Here is a 22871-nt window from a genome sequence, read left to right on the forward strand (position 1 = left end):
GCAGTTAAAGCAGCATAAAAAAAGCACCATTAAGGTGCTTTTTTAGTACCTTCATGGTGCCGTTAATGTGCTGTTTTAGTATAAGGGCACTACGCCGCGTGACCGGGTAGGGCGGCGAGCAGATCGCGCGTCCACGGGTGTTGGGGCCGGTGGAAAACCTGATCCACGTCGCCACTCTCCACCGCTTCTCCGTCCCGCATCACCAGTACCCGATCAGCCAGGTGGTGGATGACCCCGAGGTTGTGGGAGATAAACAGCAGCGCGGTCTGGTGTTCCGCTTGCATGTCAGCCAGCAGGTCAAGCACCTGCGCCTGCACCGAGACATCCAGCGCGCTCACCGGCTCATCCGCCACCAGCAGCGCCGGATTGGGGGCGAAGGCACGCGCGATGGCGACGCGCTGTCTCTGGCCGCCAGACATCTCGCGCGGATAGCGGTGCAGGAACCCGGTGCCCAACCGCACCTCATCAAGCAACTGCCGCACCCGCTGACGCCGCGCCTCGCCAAAGATGCCCGCGCTGTCAAGGCTTTCGCCAATGATCTTCTCCACGGTGTAACGGGGATCGAAGGAGCTGAGCGGATCTTGCGCAATGAACTGAAGCAGGTGGCGATGCGGGCGCCGCGCCGCCTCCTCCATCCGGCTCCAGGGACGCCCACCGAGGGTAATCAGGCCGCTGTCCGGCTCCGTCAGCCCCAGCACCATGCGGGCCACCGTGGTTTTGCCCGAGCCGGACTCGCCGACGATGCCGAGCGTCTCACCTGCGGCGAGCTGGAAATTGACATTGTGCACCACGTGGCGATCGCCATAGTGCTTGTGCAGGCCCGTCGCAACCAGCAGCGGCGTCGCGGGCGGTGGCCGCCGTGCGGGCAGCGGCTGCGGCTCTGGCGAGGAGAGGCGGAAACCGCGCGTCGCGGGCGTGGGCACCGCCTGCAACAGTTGCCGTGTCCAGGGGTGACGCGGCTGGCGCAGCAGCGACGCGGCGTGGCCCTCCTCGACCACCTCGCCGTCACGCATCACCAGTACCCGGTCAGCCAGTTCACTCACCACGGAGAGGTCATGGCTGATCAACAGCAGTGACTGCCCGGCCTCGCGCCGCCGCCGCAACAGCGCGAGAATTTGCTGTTGCACGGTCATGTCCAGCGCGGTGGTCGGTTCATCGGCGATCAGCAGCGAGGGGCGGCCCGCCAGCGCGGCGGCAATCAGCGCCCGCTGGCGCAACCCGCCAGAGAGCTGGTGGGGATAGAGTGCCACCCGCCGCTCACCATCGGGGATACCCGCCTCCGCTAGCAGTTGCAGGCTGCGCGCCGGGATCTCGCGCCGGTCACCCGGAGCCGCGGCACGCAGCGCATCCGACAGCTGCTGACCAATGCGCCGCAATGGGTCGAGGGAGACCAGCGCGTCCTGCAACACGTAGCCAATCTCCTTGCCGCGCAGCGCACGCCACTGGCGCTGGCTGGCGTGGCGACGATCCTGACCATTGATCAGCAGGCGGTCTGCGCTGACGTGGGTGCGCCGGTCATGCAAGCCGAGCAGCGCCCGCGCCGTGACGGTCTTGCCGGAGCCGGACTCCCCCACCAGCGCCACCGATTCGCCGGGGCGGATCTGGAGATCCAACCCCTTGACGGCCACGGCCCGCCCCTGCGCGGCGGCAAATTCAATCCGCAGGTTCTGGATGTCGATCACCAAAGGTGTGCTCATGCTGTTCTCCCTTCAAAACGTGCCTGCCAAACGCGGCCAACGCTGTTGACCGCCAACACCGTCAGGGTGATCGCCACCCCCGGCCAGACGCCAACCCACCACGCGTTGCGCAGGTAGTTACGCCCCTCGGCCAGCATCAGGCCCCACTCGGCCGTGGGCGGTTGCGGCCCCATGCCAAGAAAACTCAGCCCAGCCGCGCCAATGATGGCGGAACCCAGCCCAAGGGTCGCCAGCACCGGCACATGGGCGATGGCGTGCGGCAGCACGTGCCGCCATACCAGCCGTTGCGGCGACAGGCCAAAGGTGCGCGCCTGCTCCACATAGCCGGAGGCGGCAACCACAAAGGTCTGGGCGCGCACCACCCGCGCAAAGCGCGGCACGGAGGCCATGCCGAGCGCAATGATCAGGTTGGGAGTGCCGGGGCCGGTGAAGGCGATCAGCATCAGCGCCAGCAGCAAATCAGGGAAGGCGGAGACCACATCCAACGCCCGGCTGATGAACTCATCCAGCGCGCCGCGCGCCAGCCCGGCCAGCAGTCCAAGCAGGGTGCCCGCCACTACCGCTACCCCCATCGCCGACAGGCTGATCAGCAGTGAGTAACGGCTGCCATGGATGACGCGCGCCAGCACGTCACGCCCCAGTTGATCCGTACCGAGCCAGTGGCTGGCCGAAGGCGGTAACTGGGCATGGAGCGGGTCGGCGGCCAGCGGGTCATAGCTGGCGAGCCAGGCCGGGAACAGCGCCGCCAGCAGCACCAGCGCCAGAAAGGCCAGTGCTGGCAGCAGCCCAAGGGATGGCAGGCGGCGTGACAGCCGCAACGCGTGGCTCATGGCTGCGCCTCCCCAGTTGGGCGCGGCGTGCGCAGGCGTGGGTCAATCAACAGGTAGAGAATATCCACCAGCGTGCTCATCACCACGTAGATAAACGCCGAGAAGATGGCGACGGCCAGCACCACCGGCAGATCCTTGCCCAGCACCGCATCCACCGTCACCTTGCCAAGGCCGGGTCGGCCAAACACCTGTTCGGTGATCACCGCGCCGCCCAGCAGCCCGCCTACCAACCAGCCGGTGAGGGTGACTGCAGGCAGTGCCGCATGGCGCAAGCCGTGGCGCAGGCGGATGGTCAGGTTGCTGACGCCCCAGGCGCGCAGCGTCAGAGCGAAGGGTTCCGCCAGCGCATCCTCCAGCCCGCGCCGCAGCACCTGCGCCACCACGGCCCCCTGCGCCAGCCCCAATGACAGCGCTGGCAGCACCAGCGCCGCCAGATTGCGGTCACCGGCCACCGGGAACCAGCGCAGGGTAAAACTGAAGATAAACAGCAGCACGATCCCCAGCCAGAAGGAGGGGGTGGAGGCCAGCAGCAGCTCCAGCGCACCGGCCACCCGGCGCCCCAGCGGGCGCCCGGCGGTCAGGGTGGCTACCGTCACGGCAAACAGCAGGCTCACTCCCAGCGCCGCGCCCGTGAGTTTCAGGGTCGGCCACAACTGCGAGAGCAGCAGCGTGCCCACCTCACTGTTCAGCAGGTAGGAACGGCCGAAGTCGCCATGCAGCACCCGCCACAGGTAGTGCAGGTATTGCAGCCACAGCGGCTGGTCTAGCCCCCATTCAGCTCGGATGGCCGCCTCAATCTCCGGCGTGCGCAACTGCTCGCCCACCAGCAGGCTGACGATGTCACCCGGTGCCAGATAGAGACTGAGGAAGGAGAGGCTCACCGCCGCCCACAGCACCAGCACCCCACTGCCCAGCCGGGCGACAATCTTCCTCGGCAGGGCGCTGCGCCCGGCGCGCTTGCGGCGGTGCGGCACACTGACACTGCTCTCAAGGCTCATGATGGACTCCTCAATGATCGCTCAGCCAGACGTCGTAGGCATTTTCTGGCATCTGCTTAAAGGGGCGGAACCCGACGCCGTGTACATAGGAGGCAGCGGCAATCTGGTCTTCCGGCTCATACAGCGGCACCGCCACGGCCTGTTGCAGGATGGCAAACGACTGCAAACGGCCATAGAACGCCTTGCGCTCGGCGTTATCCAGCGTTTGCGAGGCCCCTTTCAGCAACGGGATGATCTCCGGCGCGTCGGTACGGCTGTAGTTGATGGAGCCGCCCGCATTGACCGGCAGGTAGTGGTTTTCAATGTCAATGCCGTCCGTCTCGGTGTTGGAGTTGGCGATGGAGCCGAACTGGCCGCTATTGCGCAGATCGGCGTAGGTGCCAGCATCCACATAACGGATCTTCAGCTCCACCCCCAGCCGCTGCCGCGCCTGCGCCTGAATGGCCTGCAACAGCTCGTCACGCTGATCGCGCACCGTGGCCTGCGCCTGGATGATCTCAATACTCAGCCGCTGCCCCTGCTGGGTGCGGAAGCCCTCGGCATCACGCGTCGCCCAGCCCGCTTCATCCAGCAGCCGGTTGGCCAGTGCCGGGTTGTTGCCATATTTGCCATCAAGGCTGTTGTCATACAGCGGATCGACCGGTGAGGTGATGCCCCAGGTGCGGGTGCGCTCACCGCGGTAGATGGAGTCAAGCAGCGGCGCGATGTCCAGCCCCTGTAGCAGCGCCTGCCGCACGTTGAGCGATTGGGTAGGGCCATATTTCACATTCAGGAACAGCGAGTAGGGGGTGCCGGGATTCAGGGCGTGCTGGTAGCTGAAATCCGGGTTCTCCTTGAACTCACCGGCATCATTGCCGGAGATGCCCTCAATGACATCCACCTGCCCGGAGAGCAGCGCGCCGGTACGTACCGAGGACTCCGGCAGGAAGCGGTAGGTGACGCCCTCCAGATAGGCTGGCCCCTGGTGCGCAGCGTTGGCAGAGGCCCAGCGGTAAGCCGGGTTGCGTACAAACTCAATCTGTTGCCCCTTGTCATAGCGCTTGAGGATAAACGGCCCGGTGCCAGCAATCTCCGGCCCGCCGGCCTTGAGTTGCGGTGAGGCCCAGGCCGCTGGCGAGAGCAGCTTCAGCCCGGCCGCGAAGGAGAGGAACGGCGAGTAGGCCTCTTTTAACGTGATGCGTACCGTCCCGTCATCGGGCGTCTCCACGGTGGCGATGTGCCGCCCCAGCGCACAGAGGCTGGAACCGGCGCAGTAGCCCGGCTGCTGGGTATGGCGGAAGTTCTCCGCCACCGCCTGCGCGTCCAGCTGGCGGCCATCGGAGAAGGTGACGTCTGGCCGCAGCGTGAAGGTGTAGGTTTTGCCATCCTCCGAGACCTGATAGCCGGTCGCCAGCCACGGGATAAACTCGCCATTCGCTTTGCGCGCCAGCAGCGATTCGTAGGCGACGCGCAGGATCAGCTCCGCCTTGGACTGGCCATTCAGCTGCGGGTTGAGGGTATTTGGCTCGGTTTCCACCCCCCAGATGAGGTTGCCTCCCGGCTGTGGCGTGTCATTGGCGGCGTGGGCGGCGAAGGCCAGCAGCAGGGCGCTAGCCGTGATCGGTAGGTGCGTTTTATTCATGGTGTCCCCGGAGGTGGTGATAAGTCTGGCGTCAGGTGACCAGGTGGGTATCGGGCAGCGTGCGGACGAACTCCTTCTGCACCTGCGCCTGATAGCGCGCCGGATCCAAAATTTTTCGCAGGTAGACCAGCTCCACGCCCAGTGGGTTGGTGGCGGTGTGGAACGGCTGGTAGCCGCGCCGCTGGTAGAGGCCGGTCAGCCACGGGTGGCGGATGGCGGTCGCCAGATAGACCGCCGGGCTTTTCAGGGTGTCGCGCAGGAAGGTCTCCTCGACATGCCCCATCAGCCGGCTGCCGACACCCTGATGTTTGGCCTGCTCATCCACCGCGAACCAGTGGAGGAACGGCCAGGGGGCGAGCGCCTTATCGACGGGCGTGGCCCAGCTAAAGCGGGCGCTGAGGGTGGCGATCGGCTGCCCGGCGCGCTCCAGCACGAAGGTGGTCTCTTGGCGGATCACCTCACGCACCTCCTCCACCGTTGCACGGGTAATGGTGAAGTGGATACCGTGCTGGCGCAGCGGCTTGTAGGCGCGTTGCAACAGGGCGTGCAGCTCGGCCGCCTCCTGTTCGCGGGCAATGCGGATGATCTCTGTCATGGTGTCCCTCGGGTGACCTGACGGTGTCGGATGTGCGGCGATTATTTAATTTGGGGAGAAGGGAAGTAAAACAACAATAATTGCTATCCTGTTGCGTCCGGTGAATTAGCAACCTATTTCCCGCCGCGTTATGCGTCACGCTAAATATAAAATGCGTTTTTGTTGCTGGTATAAATCACCCTGCCCGCTATGGTGATTCCTTTCCATTACGGTAACGATAAGGAGAGGCATTTGGCTGCCCACAACCCACGACGCCTAAAAACATTGGTCGGTGCCGGACCGGTTATTTTCGCCGGTAACGATCAGGAGCCGGGTAAAGGTATCCGGCGTGCGGCCGCACTGGCGAAAATTGCCGAGCGTGAGAAGATCACGGGCCTGTTTACCGCTGACCTGCTACAGCCCGATCCCGATGGCCCGACGGGTAGCCAGGAGCCGATTGTGGCGCTGGCGGCGCTCAGTCAGGCGACGGCGCAGATTGGCCTGATCGCCACCGTCTCCACCACCTACCAGCACCCTTACAATTTGGCGCGCATGATCGGCACACTGGATCACGTCAGCGGCGGGCGTGCAGGCTGGAACGCCGTGACTTCGTCGGTGGGCGAGGAGAACTTTGGCGGGCCGGGCCTGCCGTCCCCGGAGTCGCGCTATGCCCGCGCCGCCGAGTTTATCGCGGTGATGAACGCGCTATACGAGGCCAATGACCCGCAGGCGGCGCAGCGCAAGCCGGGTGGCGGCATCACGGTGGATACGCGCAAGTTGCACCCGATCAACCACCACGGGGATTTCTTCCAGGTGGCCGGGCCACTCAACGTGCCGCCCTCGCCCCAGCGGCGGCCGGTTCAGTTTCAGGCCGGGCAGTCTGAGGCTGGCGTGGCGCTGGGCGCACGCTATGCCGAAGTGATCTACACCTCCCAGCCCACCTTTGAGGATGCGCAGCGCTTTGTAGCGGGCGTACGCCAGCAAGCGCAGGCGCTGGGCCGGGCGGTGATGCCGTTGATCATGAACTCATTCCATTCAGTGATTGGCGACAGCCCGGATGACGTCGCGCGCCGTTTGCAGGAGAAGCATGAGCGCATTGACTATGAGCGTGGCCGGTTAAAGGTAGCTGACATGCTGGGCGGCGACCTGGATCTCGCCCACCTGCCGCTAGACAAGCCACTGCCTGCCGCGCTGCTGCCAGATATCAGCCAGGTCAACCGCCGACGCGGCCGCGCGGAGATCTTCAAACGCTTTGCCTTACAGGGACTGACGCTGCGCGAGCTGGTGGTCAAGGCGCAGGAGACCGGCCACTGGTTTACCGCTGGCACACCGGAGTCGCTGGCAGACGCGATTGAAGAGCGCTACCGCGCGGGCATTTTGGATGTGATCTCCCTGCATGGCCTCGGCAACCCTGACCAACAGGATCTGCTGCTCAACGGCCTGCTGCCAGAGCTACGTAGACGTCACCTGCTGGACGAAGAGTACCTTGCAGACACTTTCCGTGGGAATCTGGGGTTGGTGTAAAAAGGGTAATTTTTTAGTACCTTTTAGACACTTAATAGGTGCCAATTTAGAGCGTTATTCACACCTGACAGCACATATTCTGCACCAATGCGTTATGAATTATTCGCGCTTCACGGCCTAGATTACGTCGTGAAGCCAATCTTAAGATGATGATAATTGCAGCATCTATTCACCAATATTATTAGTTACAACACACTTTAAATACCAATTATTAGCACAAAACACAATAACAGTGCTCATCAGTGCTTTTAGGCCGAGAATGGGATGGGGATGAAAGCCCCCATAAGGGGGCCAGGGTTGCCTTTAGCGGAACAGGGGGCGGAGGCCGCCGGAGAGAACGGGTTGGGCAGTGAACCACAGCAGGATGCCAGCGGCGATCAGTAGCAGGCCGCCGGCCAACGCCAGTGTGGGCCGGGCGATGCGCCACCAAGCCGGGGCAGGGCGGCCGCGCTGGCTGCGCAGGGCTAGCGCGCGGAAGCTGTGCACAAACAGCGCCAGCAAAGACAGGGTGAGCGAAGTGCCGATCGCCATCACAAACGCCGACAGCACGCCCCAGACGTAGACGCCGATCACCTTGGAAAACAGCAGCATCATCAGCGCGCCTGAGCAGGGGCGCAATCCCATCGACAGCACCAGCGCGGCGCGGGTGCGCCAGCCTGCCGCGCCCTTCAGCTCATCGTCGGAAGGCATGTGGCGATGGCCGCAACCACAGTCAGCGCTGTGGACATGCCCCACCGGCACCAAACGCCGGATCGGCTGACGCAGCGCCCGGACGCTCCGCCACACCGCGCGCCCTGCCCGTAGGCTCAAATAGGCTCCTAGCCCGGCAACCAGCAGGTAACTCAGGCGCTCCAGCCAGAAACTGCTGAGATGCAGCTGGCGCGAGGAGAAGTGCAGTACGCCCAACATCAGCGTGACCAGCGCCACCGCCACCGCGCCCTGCAACAGGGAGGCCAGTAGCGTCAGTTGCAGGCTGCTTTTCAGTCGCGCGGGGTGGGTGGTGAGGTAAGTGACGATCACTACCTTGCCGTGTCCCGGCCCGGCGGCGTGGAAAATGCCATACAGCAGGCTGAACAGCATCAGCACCGCGCCCGCCTGATGCGGGGCGTCATGCACCTGTTGCAGCAGGACGATCATCCGGTCATGAAACACCTTCTGCCACTGGATGCCCTGAAAGAGCAACGCGGGCCACGCGCTGCGTAGCCAGAAACCCGCGAACACCACGCCAGCCAGCAGGAGCAGCAACGGCCATAGCGCCAGCCAGCGCGGACGGAGGACGGCCTTCGCCGCGTCATTCATTGACATGTCAGCGTCACCCTCTGGGCAAATTGCTGGCCCAAATCCATCTCCTCTGGCGGGGCATCCGCCTTATCCAGCGACAGCGCATACGCCTGCAACGAGGCGTCTGGCGCTGGGGTGTCCAGCGTGATGTTGCACGCCTCCATCCCGGCTGGCAGGGCGATGCGCAGCGCGCTCTCATAGTGCATATCGACAAAGTAGCTGGGATCAAAGGTTGAGAAGTGGAACGTCTGCCCCTTCAGGGGCTGCGGCGTCGCCAGCGGCAGCACAAACTCCAGCACCGCCTTGCGACCCTCCCGCAGCAGGCGGTAGGAGGGCGGCAGGTTCTTGAACTTGACCGGCTGGTCGCCGTGGTAGAACTCGGTGAAATAGTGCTGGGCCAGCACGTTGGCCATCACCTCCGCCGCCAGCTTTTTCCAGATCTCGGAGCCAGCCTTGGCATCGCCAGCGTCATAAAGCAGATCGGCGGAGGTGATCTCATCCATTGTCCAGCGCATCTCGATGCCGGTCAGGGCGTTCTGCTGTTGGATCAGCGTGGCTTGCATATCGATAAAACTGTGGGGGTGCGCCCAGGCCGTCGGGGCCAGGGTGAGCAGGGATAACAGGGTGAATCGCAATCGCATCCGCTACCGGTTCCTTATGTGTTGCACGTCAGCCGCGGGGGGCGGGAGAGGGGCTCCACTATCGCACTTAATCTGGCTGGAAGGAACAGGGGGAGGGTGCCCGGCATGGCGAACCGGGCAGGGCGGGCGAACCGGTTTACAGCGGGCCGGTTCTTGGCCGCTTACAGGGTGACGAGGGCGGCCAGGATGTTCGGGTCGCGCTGCACCATGCGGATCAACAAGACCGCCTGAGGGTTCGGCTGGATGGTGCCCGCCTCCCAACGCTGGTAGGTCGGTTCATCAATGCGCAGGTAGTCGGCAAACAGCGCTGCGGGGATCTTGAGGGACTCCCGGATGGCGGTCAGTTCGCCAGCTTTCAAGGTCAGTGGTTTGTTGGCCGGACGGTAGGCTGGCAGCGTGCGCTTGCCAGTGGTTCTCTCGTCCCACGCATCTAATCCCTGCACAAGTTCTTCAAATAATGCACGTTCTTTCATCATCTACTCCCGTTTTAGTGATGTCAGAGGGTGCTCATAATATGCAACATAATTGTTACATATGTGAGCAATGTCAGCGCTTTTCAGAGAAGTGCCAGACAGAAAATGGCCCCGTAAAACGGGGCCAGAAGGTAGAGATTAGAAGTCGTAATTAAGCGTGACTGAGGCATTGCGCGGTGCGCCATAGACCGCGTAGATATCGAGATAGTCGTAATACTCTTTATCAAACAGGTTGTTGATGTTGCCCTGCACCGACAGCTGCTTGGTGATCTGGTAACGGGCGAACAGGTTGACCAGCGCGTAGCTGCCCTGTTCCGCACGCATGGTGCCCAGCGGGCCATCGCCCTCTTTCCAGGTGGCGTTCTGCCAGTTCACGCCGCCGCCCACGGTCAGATCGCGCAGCATCGGCAACTGGTAACGGGTGAACAGCTTCAGTTGGGTACGCGGCAGGTTCGGGTTGACCGCCGTGCCATCTTTGGCCTTGGCGATATAGCGTGACGCGCCGAAGGTCATCTGCCAGTTGTCGGTCAGCGCCCCGTTCAGCTCGAACTCCACGCCGCGGCTGACCGTACCCTGCACCGGAGTGTAGGCCAGCTCCTGGCTGCCGGGGATGTAGCTGCCATCACTCTGCGCCACGTTGTCCTGCTCGATGCGGAACAGTGACAGCGAGGTGGTCAGGCGGCCGTTGAACCAGTCGGACTTCACGCCGGTCTCATAGCTCTTGCCCTTCACCGGCTTGAGGTAGTTGTTGTTGCTGTCGCGGTACTGCTGTGGCTGGAAGATGGAGGTGTAACTCGCATAGGCTGACCATGCGTCGTTGATGTCATACACCACGCCAGCGTATGGCGTCACGTCATCTTCCTGATCGTTGGTGGTGGAGCCACCCGCGCGCCAGTGGGTGTAGCGGGCGCCGGCGATCAGGTGCAGCGGATCGGTCACCGAGAAGCGAACGGCGGTGTAAGCGGATTTTTGGATGACGGTGTCATTCTGGTAATCCACCCACGGGCTCCACGTCGGGTAGGCGATGTTGCCGTCCCACTGGTTGTAGTTGCCGATGTCCGATTCGCTCAGGGTGGACTGGGTATTGAAGTAGTGGTTGTTCTGGCGGCTGTAGCTGACGCCTGCCACCAATTCATGCTGACGGCCGAACAGTTCGAACGGGCCGCTGGCGTAGGCGTCCAGCGCGTCGATCTTGCGTTTGCCGGTGTTCCAGCCGCCGTAGCCCATGACGCCGCTGCCGGTGGTTTTGTCCGGGTAGCCGGAGGGGTACATCAGACGCGAGTCGAATTTGGTTTCATCGTGGCTGCCGTTTACCTTCATCAGCCAGCCGCTATCAAAGCGCTGGGTCAGGGTGGCGAACACCTTTTTCGAGTCAATGTCGGTGTAGGCCCAATCTGGCGCGGCATTGAAGCTGCGATCGTAGTGGGTGCGGCTGCCGTCGCTGTACCAGGTCGGAATGCCGCCCCAAGTCGGATCGGAGGTGTGGCTGTCCTGATAGTCATACCCCACGGAGAGGGTGGTGGAGTCGGTCAGATCCGCGTCGATCACGCCGTAGAAGAATTTTTTGCGCGAGTGGTAGCGATCGAGCCAGGTGTCATTGTCCTGATAGCCCGCCACGACGCGGCCGCGCACGTTGCCGGAGTCGGTCAGCGGCGCGGAGACATCCGCCACGTAGCGCTGTTTGTCCCAGCTGCCGTAGCTGGCGGAGAGTGAGCCGGTCAGCTCACGGCTGTCGGCGTGCTTGCGCACCATGTTCACCGAGGCGGAGGGGTTGCCCGCGCCGCTCATCAGACCGGTCGCGCCGCGTACCACTTCAATCCGATCATAGATGGCGGTATCGCCAGCCTGATCGCCGAAGTTCCAGACGTCGCTGATGGTGGTAGGAATATCGTCGTAGAGGAAGTTGGTGATCAGGAAGCCACGGGAGTAGAAGGTCACGCGATCGCTGTCTGCCACCACGGGGGAGATGGCGGTAGTGTTATTCAGCACATCTGACACCGTTTGCAGGTTCTGGTCAGCCATGCGCTGCTTGCTGATGATACTGACAGACTGCGGCACATCACGTGGCACCAGCAGCATTTTGGTGCCAGCGGTGGTGGTTTTTACGGTGTAATCCTGTGCGTCGGTGTTGGTGCCGCCGTTACCGGCATCGGCGCTGACCACCAGCGTATCCGCTGCCTCTTCTGCCTGTGCCTGCGTGGTGTAGAGCGCGGTTGACACCATCACTGCCAGCAGCGACAAACCTGTCGCCGCGGTTGGCATCGCCGCGCGGTTGCCCTTTTCCCTGATATTCGAAAGCATACTTTTTCCACTCTGATTATTTTTAATGTTCTGCTATGGCAAGCGGCGCACCGCCACCCAACGCAGGGATCAGAGCCGCTCTCCAGGCAGGATAGTGTCCAGACGTCGCATTTCCGCGCAAAAACAGACGCAGCTCCTCATGCCAACGAAAGGAAAACAAATGAGAACTATACGCATTGTGATTATCAAAGCAAGGAAATGTTAACAGTTAATAAAGGAAGCGTTATTACGGCAGGAAAAGGGCAGGGCAGGCGACTGGCCTGCCCCGGTTATGGCGGGTTAACGGGCGGCGTCTGGCAACGGCGCGCCCTGTTTTTCGATATAACTTTTCGCCACTTGATAGCAGGCATCAACGTGGGCATTGCCAATATATTTCATGGCGGCAAAACCGATGCCGGCGGCAATCACCTGGCCAGCAAAGGGCACATATTTTACCAGCTGCTTGGAGGCCATTTTCATGCCGGCTTTTTTCAGCAGCTTGATCACCAAATCACGGGTAATCGAGTGACCAATTACCTTTGACCCCACGCTACCGGCGGTGGTCAATACCAGCGCCTTGGCGGTAGGGTCGAGGTTTTCAATGTCCGCTTCCGTCAGTTCGAACCTCTTGCTGATGGCTGGCAGCATCTCCAGCAGGATAGCAGCGTCAGATCCCACATCCACGCCGGGCAGCGGCACCGCCGACGCCACACCAGAGAGCGATGAGCGGCGGGTGACCATGCGATAACAGGCGTCACGAACCTTATCAAGTTCTTCCATTGTTTGAATCATAAACGGCTCCCGGATTGCTCAACATCCATTGAGTATAACCAATGATAAGCACAACCGTGCTGCCAGCAGAACCGCACAAATGCCAACTCCCTCTGGGTGGAAAGGCACTAGGCTATATCTCCCTGTCCGCCAACCTCTGGCGGCACTCCCTGTTTTGGCATTAAGAGAAGGTAATCATGGCCCAGTTGTTTACGCCGTTTAAACTGAAGAACGTTACGCTAAAAAACCGCATCGCGATCCCGCCGATGTGCCAGTACTCCGCGGTAGACGGGTTAGCGAATGATTGGCACCACGTGCACTACGCGGGCCTGGCACGCGGCGGTGCCGGTCTGGTGATTGTTGAGGCGACGGCCGTGGCACCGGAAGGGCGTATCACCCCCGCCGATCTCGGTATCTGGAACGACGAGCAGGCCGCTGAGCTGGCAAAAGTCGCTGCCGCCATCAAGGCCGCCGGTGCGGTGCCGGGCATCCAGATTGCCCACGCTGGCCGCAAGGCGAGCGCCAACGCGCCGTGGGAAGGCGACGACCATATCCCGACTGACGACGCACGCGGTTGGGAGACACTGTCACCTTCTGCCGTCGCCTTTGGTCAGGGCCTGCCAAAAGTGCCCAAGGCGATGAGCAAAGAGGAGATCAAACGTGTCATGGCCGATTTCGTCGCGGCGGCCCGCCGCGCGCGCGACGCAGGCTTCGAGTGGCTCGAGCTGCACTTCGCCCACGGCTATCTGGCGCAGAGCTTCTTCTCCGTGCACGCCAACCAGCGTACCGACGAGTACGGCGGTGACTTCGCTGGCCGTAGCCGCTTCCTGATCGAGACGTTCGATGCCGTTCGCGACGTATGGCCGCAGGATCTGCCGCTGACCGCCCGTTTCGGCGTGATCGAGTATGATGGCCGCGATGAGGAGACCCTCGCCGAGGCGATCCAACTGACCACCATTCTGCGTGAGAAAGGGCTGGACATGCTGAGCGTGAGCGTCGGTTTCTCCACCCCGGACAGCAACATTCCGTGGGGGCCGGGCTTCCTGGCGCCGGTTGCGCATCGCGTGCGTGAAGAGGCCGGACTGCCGGTGGCCTCCTCCTGGGGCGTGGAGCGCGCCGACGTTGCGGAGCGCTGTATTGCCGAAGGCGATATGGATCTGGTGATGATTGGCCGTGCCTTCCTGGCCGATCCGCACTACACCCTGCGTCTGGCGAAAAAGCTGGATGCTGAGCGCCCGACCTGGGTACTGCCGGCCCAGTATGCGCACTGGCTGGAGCGCTACAGACTGGCTGAATAAGCCTCTTCCCCCTCCCTCGCCGGAGGGGGTCTTTCTCCTCTATTGCCTTCCTCACCGCCCCGTCGGCATTAAATGATTTTTGAACCCTTGCGTCAGCCGTTGATTTGCATTACGGTGTTTTTTTAACCAAGGTGACAACCTCGAACACGCTATGACTTATATTAAGTGGTTAAGTCTCTGTTATATCTTTATTATATTAATATCATTGGGTTACAGTTATGCGAAGGCTTCCCAATCCAGGGAAGACCCGCCAAGCCAGAGTTGGGCGACAGCCCGACGTGATTCCGCCTCCATTGCGCCCGATCCGGTCAAATTCAGCAAGATAGCCATTGTGCAGGTTTATGGCGCACCGACTTATGGCTGGCGCGGCATGGTAGCGGTGCATCCGTGGATCATCTTCAAAAAGGCCGGCGAGACCCAATACACTCGCTATGATGTGATTGGCTGGGGAGGCTCCAACGTTGTCCGGCGCGACTACGCGATCCCCGACGGCTACTGGTTTGGCTCGCGCCCACGGCTGCTGGTGTCGCACCACGGCGCGGAAGCGGAGGCGATGATCCCGCACATTTTGGCGGCGATAAAGAGTTATCCTTATCCCAACACTTACCACGCCTGGCCCGGCCCAAACAGCAACACTTTTATGGCCCACATTGGCCGCGAGGTGCCAGAACTTGCGCTCGATCTGCCGTCTAACGCCATCGGCAAAGATTACCGCCCTTTGCTGAACCCGATTGGCCTGCCACCCTCCGGCAGAGGTTTGCAAGTCTCTTTGCTTGGCGTACTGGGCGTGACCTTGGGCGTTCAGGAGGGAGTGGAGGTCAATGTACTGGGGTTGAATCTGGGCATAGACATCAAATCGCCCGCGCTGCGCCTGCCATTCATCGGCCGGGTTGGGTTTGATAACCCGGTGACCATGGTGGAAGAGGAAAACCATTAGGTCAAAGCTAAGTTCAGATGTCCGGGTTAGGGCAAAGTTAAAATGTCCGCTCTGTGCCAGAAGCGGACGTTAAACTTATACCTGATAGTCAGCATCACCGGGCATGACATTATTCTTGCGTTTTTTTGTAATGTGCTTCCAGCTTATCCAGGAAGCCAAAAAGTGCCTGATTCATTTCATTGTAATCGTGCGCCCTCAGTTCTTCAGGAGTATTAACAAAACGGTATTCTGCGGCACGGATCAGGTCATTTTCAGAATGAGCGATCAGTTGTTCAACAACTTCGCGGGTCAACTCCATGTGGCACTGGAAACCATAGACACGCTCTGAGTACGAAACTATCTGACGCGGACAGCCTTCGCTGTAAGCGATAATCTTTGCTTCCGGTGTCAGGCCTGGCATGTCGTTATGCCAGTGACCTACTTCAACAGTTTTCGCAAAGTGAGAGAACATCGCATCCTTGCTGCCATCTTCGGTCAGCGTAATCGGGAATTTACCAATTTCTTTTTCGGGGCTGTGAGCGAAAGGCGCACCCAGCGCTTCACCAATGAGCTGTGAGCCGAGGCAGATACCAATCACGGCCTTATCAGACTGAATTGCAGAAGCAATTAACGCCTGTTCACCTTTGGAATCAAAATGCGGGCATTCTTCCAGGGGAGTGACTGGATCTTGCGGCCCACCCATAACGATCAGGAAATCAATGCCTTCGGCGTCTGCTGGCAGCACGTCACCTGCGTACACACGTGAATACGTCACATCATGACCTCGGTTTCTTGCCCATGTTTCATAAGCCCCCGGGGCTTCGAAACTTTCATGTACGATAAAGTGGACTCGCATGGGGGTATGCTCCTGTAATATCAATGATAATTTGAATGATGAATCACTCACCCATCCATTAAGGCTATACTGCGGGTGACTCTAACGTCGATATCATAATTGCAGGGGCTAAATCTGAAATGCCAGGTAGTATAGATAAAGCGCCAAGACATGATGAAGCAACAGGCTGGTCAGGCACAGCGATAAGCTATCAACGTGGAGAGGCGGACCCTCCCCATCATCATGTTGAGGGGCAGTTATTGTTTGCTACCAGAGGCGTAATGCTGGTTGAAACAGAGAGTGAGCGCTGGGTAATACCCCCTCAGCGGGCATTATGGATACCGCCTCTTCAGATCCATAGTTACAACCTGCTTTCACAAACAGACCTGCGTGCTGTTTATTTCAGCAGCAGCCTTATCGCTGAATGCACGAATTTTACAAAGAGTCATCAGGTGCATGTGATTACAGCTACGGCACCGGTGAAAGAGCTGATAGCCGGGCTATTCAGTGAGGATTACCAGAGGCCGAGTCAACGGAAAATGGCCCTGTTGCTTCTGGAAATTCTCAGCGAGACTTCTCCCTTAACTACGGAGCTTCCAATGCCGCATGATGAGAGATTATTCCGTGCGGCCAGAGAACTGTTGGTTAATCAGCGCTGGGAAGCATCGCTGAGCGAACTGGCTTATATCGCAGCCATGTCTGAACGTACATTTTCGCGATTGTTTGTTAAAGATACAGGCTTTAGTTACAGAGCGTGGAAGCAGAGAGCCAGAATTTGTGCGTCGTTAGATCTTCTCGCGAATGGCATCGCAATTAAACAGGTTGCTTACCAGCTAGGTTTCTCATGTCCAGCCGCATTTAGCGCTGCTTTTCGCGCTATTTTAGATTCATCGCCACGTGATTTTACTCACCCCATTATCGTCAGGAGAGAACCATGAGCACCAATCAAGATATCTGCATTGCCTCAGCCATTATTACTGACGAATACGGGCGCTGTCTGTTGGTCAGAAAACGTGGGACGACTCACTTTATTCAGCCAGGCGGTAAAATGGAACCAGATGAAACCCCCGTCGCAGCCTTAAGGTGAAGGTCGATTCCGATTTCACGAAGCGAAGCTGCATCAGGCGACTCGTCGCATCGTCGACGTAGACTAGTGCGGTACAGGCGGGCGCACGATTCTTGAACCAGTGATGGTCGCAGCCATCAATCTGCATCAGTTCGCCGCAGCAGGCCCGTCGATAGCGTGGCTGTTGAACTTTTGGCGCACGTTGTTTGCGGGGGATCCAGAGACCGGCTTTGACCATGAGTGAACGGACAGTCTCTTTGGACAGGTGAACATCGTGCATTTCTGCGAGTTTCTCACACGCCAGCGTAGGCCAGCGTTCTTGGATAATATTGAGTGCGTACTGTGCAAGGCCATCAGGCAGCTGGTTATTGCTGGGTTTTCCTCGACGGCGGTTAGTCATACCAAGCGGGCCAGATTCACGGTAACGCAACAGAAGGCGTCGACACTGGCGGTCAGATATTCCCAGGCGCTGCGCGGCCATCTGAGTGGTCAGACGTCGGTCGACAACATCCTGAATGATTTTGAGTCGGTTAACTTCATCCAAAGTGAAAAACTCCGCTGCATGAGCCGTCATCAGAATCCCTCGATGCTGAATCTACGTGACGGACATCTTAACTTAGCCCAGAACGGACATTACAACTTTGCTGTTACACCATTAAGTGCGGTTAATGCTATTTATGTTAAATATCATTCCGTCAAAAGGTTAAGCATTGTAATAACAGGGAGAACGTTCATGGACTATTTCGCGAAAGGACACTTCTAACTAATCCACCATTAGTTTGGAAGTGTCATGAAAAAACTCAAAGATCACTATAAGTTCGTTAAACCGTGCCGTCCTTTTGGTAGCCCTTATACTTACTTTTATCGAGTAAGAAGTCTTATCTTTAAGCAGTTCAGCACCAAGCAGGAGAAGAGTTACTACTACCTGCACGAGATTGAGTATCAGGAGTACCCCCTCAAGCTCAGAAAGGCGCGCGGCAAGGTATTGCCAGATAGCTGGGATGATCTCCCAACAACTATTTATCGCGTAGCCAAAAGCTGGAAGCACAACTCTCGACGAGCGCATCAGTACTATCGCTGACGCCTTCCTCAAGCCTGCACATCTGTGTGGGCTTTTTTATGCATCTGAATGGCTTTAGTCACGAGCCATACGCTGTGAACAAAGAATAACCATTCCATTTTATAACCTTATATAATGGGACTTATATAAAGTTATACCCTTAAAGCCCTTGATAACTCTTGTGTTTAATCCTTCTATAGCCGGTGAAAATAGCAACAACTGAGCATTGCGCTACGTGAAATCTGCTGGGGTTATCCCCTGCTAATTCTTCAGATTTGGCGTAGCGCAATCATGTTAGAAAAGTCTAATCAGGCAAGGTTGGAGAGCCTGAAGTGAAGCAGTTGGAGCATAGAGCCTGCCGGATCTTCAAATCCTGCATTTTGCGCCACTACCTGTACCCCTTCCAGCAACAGGGTGATCTCTTTCGCCAGCAGTTGTGGATCGGAAGCGCCCGCCTGTTTGCATAGGGCGACGATGCGCTGATACTGCCGCTGTTTATGGGCGATGATCGCATCACGCACTTCCGTAAACTGCCCGCCTATTTCAGCCAGCGTATTGGTGAACGGACAGCCGCGTTGCGACGTACAGCCAAGGCTGTCGGCAATAAAGCGGCCAAACTCCATCAGCTGCGCAACAGGATCATTGGGATGCTGTTCGGCCAGCTGCTCAAAACGATGACCATAATCCTCGACCAACAATCCGATCCATTCGAGCACCAATACCTCTTTTGAGGCGAAATGGCGATAGAGCGTCATTTTGGTAGATTGTGCTCTCTCCGCGATCATATCAACGGAGACGTGCATGATACCTTGTTGATAAAAAAGCACTTCTGCGGCCTGTAACAGGCGCTCCCGCGGAGGCAAACGTGGTTGGCTACTTCTGGGCATACATTCCTCATTGCAATGATACTAATTAGTATCTTACGATACTCACAAGTATTGCGCGATACTAAACAGTATACACCCGGTATGGGTATACGTCTTCACCTGCAATCCATCGGATCACTATGAACAGTTCAGAATATACTTCTTACGATGCTGTCGGCCTGGCTCAACTCATCGCCCATGGTGAGGTCAAGCCCGAAGAAGTGCAACGCGCAGCCGTAAAAGCGATCAATGCGGTCAATGGCTCCTTGTATGCCGTCATTGAAATGTGGGAAGGCGAAACGCACCATGCCCAAGGGCAACTGGGCGGCGTGCCGATGTTGGTCAAAGATCTGGGTATTTCGGTGAAAAACCGGCGCAACCAGCTCGGCAGCCGTCTGGCGACGGATCAGGTCTCCGCGCACGACTCACATCTCACGCAAAAAATGCGGGAATCAGGATTGGTGCTGCTGGGGCGAACCACCACGCCAGAGCTGGCCGCCAGTACCACCACCGAGCCTCAATTTAATGGCGGCACACGCAATCCTTGGAACACGGATTATAGCGCCGGCGGCTCAAGCGGTGGATCCGCCGTGGCCGTGGCGTCAGGGATGGTGCCTGCCGCCCATGCGACAGACGGTGGCGGCTCGATTCGGATACCGGCCTCCGCCAATGGGCTGTTTAGGCTGAAGCCCAGCCGTGGGCGCATCAGCATGGGGCCAGATGTTGACGAAGTATGGTCTGGCCTTGCGGTGCATGGTTTTGTCAGCCGGACGGTGCGGGACAGCGCCGCACTGCTGGACGCTGTGCAGGGCAACAGCAGCGGCGATCCTTTTGTGATTGCTCCCCCTTCCCAGCGCCTCATCTCCTGTGTGAACGCCGAGCCGGGCACGTTGCGCATCGGTGTGATGACCGATCCGCTGAATGGCCAGCGCAGCGCCCCGGAAGTGGTCAGGGCGTTGGAACAGACGGTCGCGCACCTTATCTCGCTTGGTCATCAGGTAGAGGAGGTGACACCTGACATCGGCCTGAGTTGGGATGCCTTCGTGGAGATGAACGCCCGTTATTGGGCATCCAACACTGCGGCCTGGATTGATGCGCTGGCTTCAGCCACCAACAGCACGGTCGGGCCAGCGTTGCTCGAACCCTCCAACCTGGCCTTATGGCGGCTGGGCCATGAGTTGACGGCCATCGAGTTGGTGGGGGCGATGCATATGCGCAACACCGTCACCCAAAAGATGGGGCAATTCTACCAACGCTACGACATGCTCTTAACGCCCACCCTGCCCAACCTCCCAGTGGTTTTGGGCCACTACAACCGCCATCAAGCAGATCTGGATGGGCGCGGCTGGATGCACCATGTATTTGAACACTCCCCGTTCACCGCGCTAGCCAATGTGTGCGGCACCCCCGCCATGTCGGTGCCGCTGGGGTTCAGTGATTCACATAACCTGCCGATTGGTATGCAGTTTTTCGCGGCTTTTAATCAGGAGCCAGCCTTGGTGAAACTGGCGGGACAGCTTGAGCGCGCCTTCCCCTGGCATGGCCGCCGGCCTGCCGTGTGGGCCAGTTGACCCGAATCCTGCGCCTGCCCCCACCCTGTGGGGCAGGCATTTACAGCCGCGCCCCTGCAACTTTCAACCCGCAAAAACGCAATTTCATTTGCGCTTAAGTTAAATTTTGGTTCTCATAGGAACAAAAAACCAAAAATCGCCGCCTGACGTTCACGCCTCCTGATTCCCCTCCGCGATCTGGTACTCCCTGACAATCGCCCGCGTCTCGCGGCCCCATTCAGAGGCCTTGGTTCTGGCCTGATGCAGGGCAAACGTCTGCGGGTCACTGAACAGCTCCTCGACCTGCCACACCAGCGGATCAGCCGTCTCGGTCACATTGAATGCCAGACAGCCACTCTCCTCTTTGGTCAGCCTGATATGTTCAGGCAAGAAGCGGCGAACAAGGTCAGACTCCTCCACGTTTTTGCACAGCAAACGACCCGTCAGCTTAATCATCCTATTCCCTTCTTAAGTTATCCCGTTGTTCTTTATACCTACTTTCCGGCATGAAAAGGAGCCCACATCCTGTTAATTCGTCCTTTTGCACCCTCAGATGCCCGCGCGCTGGCAGATCTTTTCCATGCCTCAGTGCGTGAAGCGGGCATCCGCTGGCGTGACAACGTCACAAATATTAGTGATGGAAACGCAGTGCAACATTGAACCCCTGCTCGGCATGAACCAGCACATCCCCTGTATGGGTGTGGTATGGAATTTCCCCGGCCTGCAAACTGGCCTGCGTATTTGCCAAACTGGTGCTGTGAAAACTGAGCGCTGACATCCGTGGTGAGCCATCATAGCCCGCTGGCAAAGGGCCAAAGCGTGGCACGGTGTACTGCGGCGAGGCGAACAGCACCTGCACCTCGCCGGCCTGTAGCACCCACGTGCCCTCACCTGCCGGTTGTATCGAACTGGCACCAAACAGGGCCTGATAGACCTCCAACGCGGCGGCGGGCTGTTGGGCAGCAATCACCACGCCACTGATGGCGCTTACGCTGTTGGGGTGAACCTGCCAGTCCGGCTGCCACACCGCCTCGGGCGTGGCGTGCTGACAAAAGAAGCTGCGCCCGTTGGGGATCAGCGCCGGACGCAGCCGGACGGTACGGAAATGCGCCTCCCGGTTCTGGCCGTCTGGCAGTTGCACTGGCCGGAAAAATGCCGCGGGCGGATCGCCCGCCAGATCGCGCTGTTGCAGGTGGTGGAAGACCGCATCGGCATCCTGCGTCTTCCAGACCAGCCCGGTCAACCCGAGCGGTGCCTGCCACAGATCCTGACGCTGTCCATCATTCCCCGGCTCATAGCCCAACAGCTCCAGATAGTTGTCGTCAAACACCGCCAGATGGTTGCTCGAGCCAAGGGAGTGGTGGCCACGCGCAGTCAGCTGGAACCCGAGCCGCCGGTAGAGGGCGCTGGCCTCATCCAGTTGAGCGGCGACGTTGATCACCACGTGATCCAATAGGGGTTGTACCACGGCATTGCTCCTTAGGGTTAAGCCTGCGCTGGCAGGAAGGGTTCACCGAGGGTCAGCATCAGACGGTTGGCCCAGGCAAAAAAGGCGGTGGACTGCACCACATCCAGCAACGCCAGCGTATCCAGCCCATGATCGCGCAGCGCCTGAAGCTGGCTTTGGCTGGCGCGGGCGGGTGTGGCAGAGAGGGCCGCGGCGAAGTCAATTATCGCCGCCCAGCGCGCGTCCTGCCTGGCAGAGAGCGAGGCGCCTGGCGCAACGTCCAGCAGCCTCTGTACCGCCGCCTGCTCTTTCGAGAGCTGGGCGGCTTTGCGCGCATGGACGGAGGCGCAATAGATGCAGCCGTTGACCTTGCTGACCACCGTTGCCGCCAGTTCGCGCTCCGCGCGCGGCAGGCCACCGGGGGTATAGAAGATGCCTTTGTCGGTCAGCGTGCGCTGCTCTAATAGCGGCAGGTTGCGCCCCAGCAGACGGAAATAGTCGGAATCACTGTGGCCAAAGCGTGCCAGCGTCGCCTGCTCCTCAGCGCTGAACGCCGCCAACGGTTTGGCTGCCAGCCACGGCTCCCAGCCCAACTCCTGCTGGGTAAAGGCGGTGGGCGCGGCTTTGCCGCTGGCGGTCGTCGGCGCGTCGTGCCAGCGTCCGGCCGCCACGGCCCCGTGGCCGGAGAGCGGCTCGCCCTGCAACAGACGCAGCCCGGCCAGCAGCCGGCTCTGGAAGCTGATGAACGCCACCAGTTGCGCCAGTGTCACTACGCCATCCTCATGCCAGCCGGCGTCGCGCAACGCCTGAATGTGCGCGGCCGTGGCCGCCACTGGTTCAAAGGTCAGGCGGCGGGCGAATGCCAGCGCTTGCTCATGGTGCGCGGAGGCCGCCATAGGTTGCGCCCGCTGCGCATAGTGCGCCTGCAACCCGGCTTCGCCGTGCCACTCCGCTACCTGTGCTGCCAGCGCATAGCGCGCTGTCAGCGGGAAGTCGCCCTCCGGCTGGCTGAACAGGGCCTCGTAACTGCCCTGCGCATGGCGTGTGGCGGCCTCACGTGTGGCGCGCGCCTGCGCCAAGGCTGAGTCAGGGTGAATATCCGCCAGCCCGGCGAGCAGATCGGGGGAAGAGGTCATGGTCATC

The 22871-nt window shown here is 59.8% G+C and carries 21 protein-coding genes and 2 pseudogenes; 7 read left to right on the forward strand and 16 right to left on the reverse strand.

All coding sequences use genetic code 11. The annotated features are described in order from the left end of the window. Positions 1 to 89: 89 nt before the first annotated feature. The 5 genes from ACK3SD_RS20095 to ACK3SD_RS20115 are packed head-to-tail and all read right to left on the reverse strand — an operon-like array spanning position 90 to position 5741. Complete coding sequence (locus ACK3SD_RS20095; RefSeq protein ID WP_481127873.1) at positions 90 to 1697, reverse strand: dipeptide ABC transporter ATP-binding protein; 1608 nt, start codon at positions 1695 to 1697, stop codon at positions 90 to 92. Next, positions 1694 to 2527, reverse strand: a complete 834-nt coding sequence (locus tag ACK3SD_RS20100) for an ABC transporter permease (RefSeq protein ID WP_481127874.1) — start codon at positions 2525 to 2527, stop codon at positions 1694 to 1696. Before ACK3SD_RS20100 ends, ACK3SD_RS20095 begins: the two co-directional genes overlap by 4 nt. Further along, positions 2524 to 3525: an ABC transporter permease gene (locus ACK3SD_RS20105; protein ID WP_481127875.1), complete on the reverse strand. Its 1002-nt coding sequence runs from the start codon at positions 3523 to 3525 to the stop codon at positions 2524 to 2526. The genes ACK3SD_RS20100 and ACK3SD_RS20105 overlap by 4 nt, the downstream gene beginning before the upstream one ends. Positions 3526 to 3535: 10 nt before the next feature. Further along, positions 3536 to 5146, reverse strand: a complete 1611-nt coding sequence (locus ACK3SD_RS20110; RefSeq protein WP_481127876.1) for an ABC transporter substrate-binding protein — start codon at positions 5144 to 5146, stop codon at positions 3536 to 3538. Positions 5147 to 5177: 31 nt separating this feature from the next. Next, positions 5178 to 5741 carry a GNAT family N-acetyltransferase gene (locus ACK3SD_RS20115; protein WP_481127877.1) on the reverse strand — a complete coding sequence of 188 codons (564 nt, stop codon included), beginning with the start codon at positions 5739 to 5741 and terminating at the stop codon, positions 5178 to 5180. Positions 5742 to 5972: 231 nt separating this feature from the next. Between ACK3SD_RS20115 and ACK3SD_RS20120 the strand changes: the two genes are divergently transcribed. Then, positions 5973 to 7244: an NtaA/DmoA family FMN-dependent monooxygenase gene (locus tag ACK3SD_RS20120; protein ID WP_481127878.1), complete on the forward strand. Its 1272-nt coding sequence runs from the start codon at positions 5973 to 5975 to the stop codon at positions 7242 to 7244. 303 nt (positions 7245 to 7547) lie between these two features. Here ACK3SD_RS20120 and ACK3SD_RS20125 read toward each other — a convergent pair whose 3' ends face one another. The 5 genes from ACK3SD_RS20125 to ACK3SD_RS20145 all read right to left on the reverse strand — a co-directional run bounded on the left by ACK3SD_RS20125 (position 7548) and on the right by ACK3SD_RS20145 (position 12711). Continuing rightward, a complete protein-coding gene (locus ACK3SD_RS20125) occupies positions 7548 to 8549 on the reverse strand; it encodes a nickel/cobalt transporter (protein WP_481127879.1) in 1002 nt (333 codons plus the stop codon). Continuing rightward, the gene (locus ACK3SD_RS20130) at positions 8540 to 9166 is read right to left on the reverse strand and encodes a DUF1007 family protein (protein ID WP_481127880.1); all 627 of its coding nucleotides are present in this window, start codon (positions 9164 to 9166) and stop codon (positions 8540 to 8542) included. Before ACK3SD_RS20130 ends, ACK3SD_RS20125 begins: the two co-directional genes overlap by 10 nt. A gap of 161 nt (positions 9167 to 9327) precedes the next feature. Then, the gene (locus ACK3SD_RS20135) at positions 9328 to 9639 is read right to left on the reverse strand and encodes a helix-turn-helix domain-containing protein (RefSeq protein WP_481127881.1); all 312 of its coding nucleotides are present in this window, start codon (positions 9637 to 9639) and stop codon (positions 9328 to 9330) included. A 138-nt stretch (positions 9640 to 9777) separates the two neighbouring features. Then, entirely contained in the window at positions 9778 to 11940 is a 2163-nt protein-coding gene (gene fhuE / locus ACK3SD_RS20140; RefSeq protein WP_481127882.1) for a ferric-rhodotorulic acid/ferric-coprogen receptor FhuE, read from the reverse strand. Between the two features lie 279 nt (positions 11941 to 12219). Then, entirely contained in the window at positions 12220 to 12711 is a 492-nt protein-coding gene (locus ACK3SD_RS20145; RefSeq protein ID WP_481127883.1) for a hypothetical protein, read from the reverse strand. Between the two features lie 176 nt (positions 12712 to 12887). Here ACK3SD_RS20145 and ACK3SD_RS20150 point away from each other — a divergent pair, with 176 nt between their 5' ends. Both ACK3SD_RS20150 and ACK3SD_RS20155 read left to right on the forward strand, forming a co-directional pair. Next, complete coding sequence (locus tag ACK3SD_RS20150; RefSeq protein WP_481127884.1) at positions 12888 to 13988, forward strand: NADH:flavin oxidoreductase/NADH oxidase; 1101 nt, start codon at positions 12888 to 12890, stop codon at positions 13986 to 13988. A gap of 151 nt (positions 13989 to 14139) precedes the next feature. Then, positions 14140 to 14925 (forward strand): DUF3750 domain-containing protein, encoded by a 786-nt coding sequence (locus tag ACK3SD_RS20155; protein WP_481127885.1) that lies wholly within the window; start codon positions 14140 to 14142, stop codon positions 14923 to 14925. Positions 14926 to 15034: 109 nt separating this feature from the next. Here ACK3SD_RS20155 and ACK3SD_RS20160 read toward each other — a convergent pair whose 3' ends face one another. Then, positions 15035 to 15760, reverse strand: coding sequence for a type 1 glutamine amidotransferase (locus tag ACK3SD_RS20160; protein WP_481127886.1), 726 nt, complete (start codon positions 15758 to 15760; stop codon positions 15035 to 15037). A 119-nt stretch (positions 15761 to 15879) separates the two neighbouring features. Between ACK3SD_RS20160 and ACK3SD_RS20165 the strand changes: the two genes are divergently transcribed. Further along, positions 15880 to 16677 (forward strand): AraC family transcriptional regulator, encoded by a 798-nt coding sequence (locus ACK3SD_RS20165; protein WP_481127887.1) that lies wholly within the window; start codon positions 15880 to 15882, stop codon positions 16675 to 16677. Then, positions 16674 to 16820: pseudogene (locus ACK3SD_RS20170) on the forward strand (NUDIX domain-containing protein); the annotation flags it as partial. The gene ACK3SD_RS20165 and the pseudogene ACK3SD_RS20170, both read left to right, overlap by 4 nt. 1 nt (position 16821) lies before the next feature. Here ACK3SD_RS20170 and ACK3SD_RS20175 read toward each other — a convergent pair. Beyond that, positions 16822 to 17379: pseudogene (locus ACK3SD_RS20175) on the reverse strand (helix-turn-helix domain-containing protein); the annotation flags it as partial. A 216-nt stretch (positions 17380 to 17595) separates the two neighbouring features. Between ACK3SD_RS20175 and ACK3SD_RS20180 the strand changes: the two are divergent. Then, a complete protein-coding gene (locus tag ACK3SD_RS20180) occupies positions 17596 to 17886 on the forward strand; it encodes a hypothetical protein (RefSeq protein WP_481127888.1) in 291 nt (96 codons plus the stop codon). Positions 17887 to 18173: 287 nt separating this feature from the next. On the opposite strand, the gene ACK3SD_RS20185 is transcribed toward ACK3SD_RS20180, so the two are convergent. Beyond that, positions 18174 to 18752 (reverse strand): TetR/AcrR family transcriptional regulator, encoded by a 579-nt coding sequence (locus ACK3SD_RS20185; RefSeq protein ID WP_481127889.1) that lies wholly within the window; start codon positions 18750 to 18752, stop codon positions 18174 to 18176. Positions 18753 to 18871: 119 nt separating this feature from the next. On the opposite strand from ACK3SD_RS20185, the gene ACK3SD_RS20190 reads away from it, so the two are divergent. Beyond that, the gene (locus ACK3SD_RS20190; RefSeq protein ID WP_481127890.1) at positions 18872 to 20302 is read left to right on the forward strand and encodes an amidase; all 1431 of its coding nucleotides are present in this window, start codon (positions 18872 to 18874) and stop codon (positions 20300 to 20302) included. A 150-nt stretch (positions 20303 to 20452) separates the two neighbouring features. On the opposite strand, the gene ACK3SD_RS20195 is transcribed toward ACK3SD_RS20190, so the two are convergent. The 3 genes from ACK3SD_RS20195 to ACK3SD_RS20205 form a co-directional block, all read right to left on the reverse strand. Continuing rightward, entirely contained in the window at positions 20453 to 20737 is a 285-nt protein-coding gene (locus ACK3SD_RS20195) for a putative quinol monooxygenase (RefSeq protein WP_481127891.1), read from the reverse strand. A gap of 175 nt (positions 20738 to 20912) precedes the next feature. Then, positions 20913 to 21749 carry a VOC family protein gene (locus ACK3SD_RS20200; RefSeq protein ID WP_481127892.1) on the reverse strand — a complete coding sequence of 279 codons (837 nt, stop codon included), beginning with the start codon at positions 21747 to 21749 and terminating at the stop codon, positions 20913 to 20915. A gap of 17 nt (positions 21750 to 21766) precedes the next feature. After that, a complete protein-coding gene (locus tag ACK3SD_RS20205; protein ID WP_481127893.1) occupies positions 21767 to 22864 on the reverse strand; it encodes an alkylhydroperoxidase domain protein in 1098 nt (365 codons plus the stop codon). Between the last annotated feature and the right edge of the window lie 7 nt (positions 22865 to 22871).

The sequence above is a fragment of the Chimaeribacter sp. YP20170169 genome, from assembly GCF_056739715.1.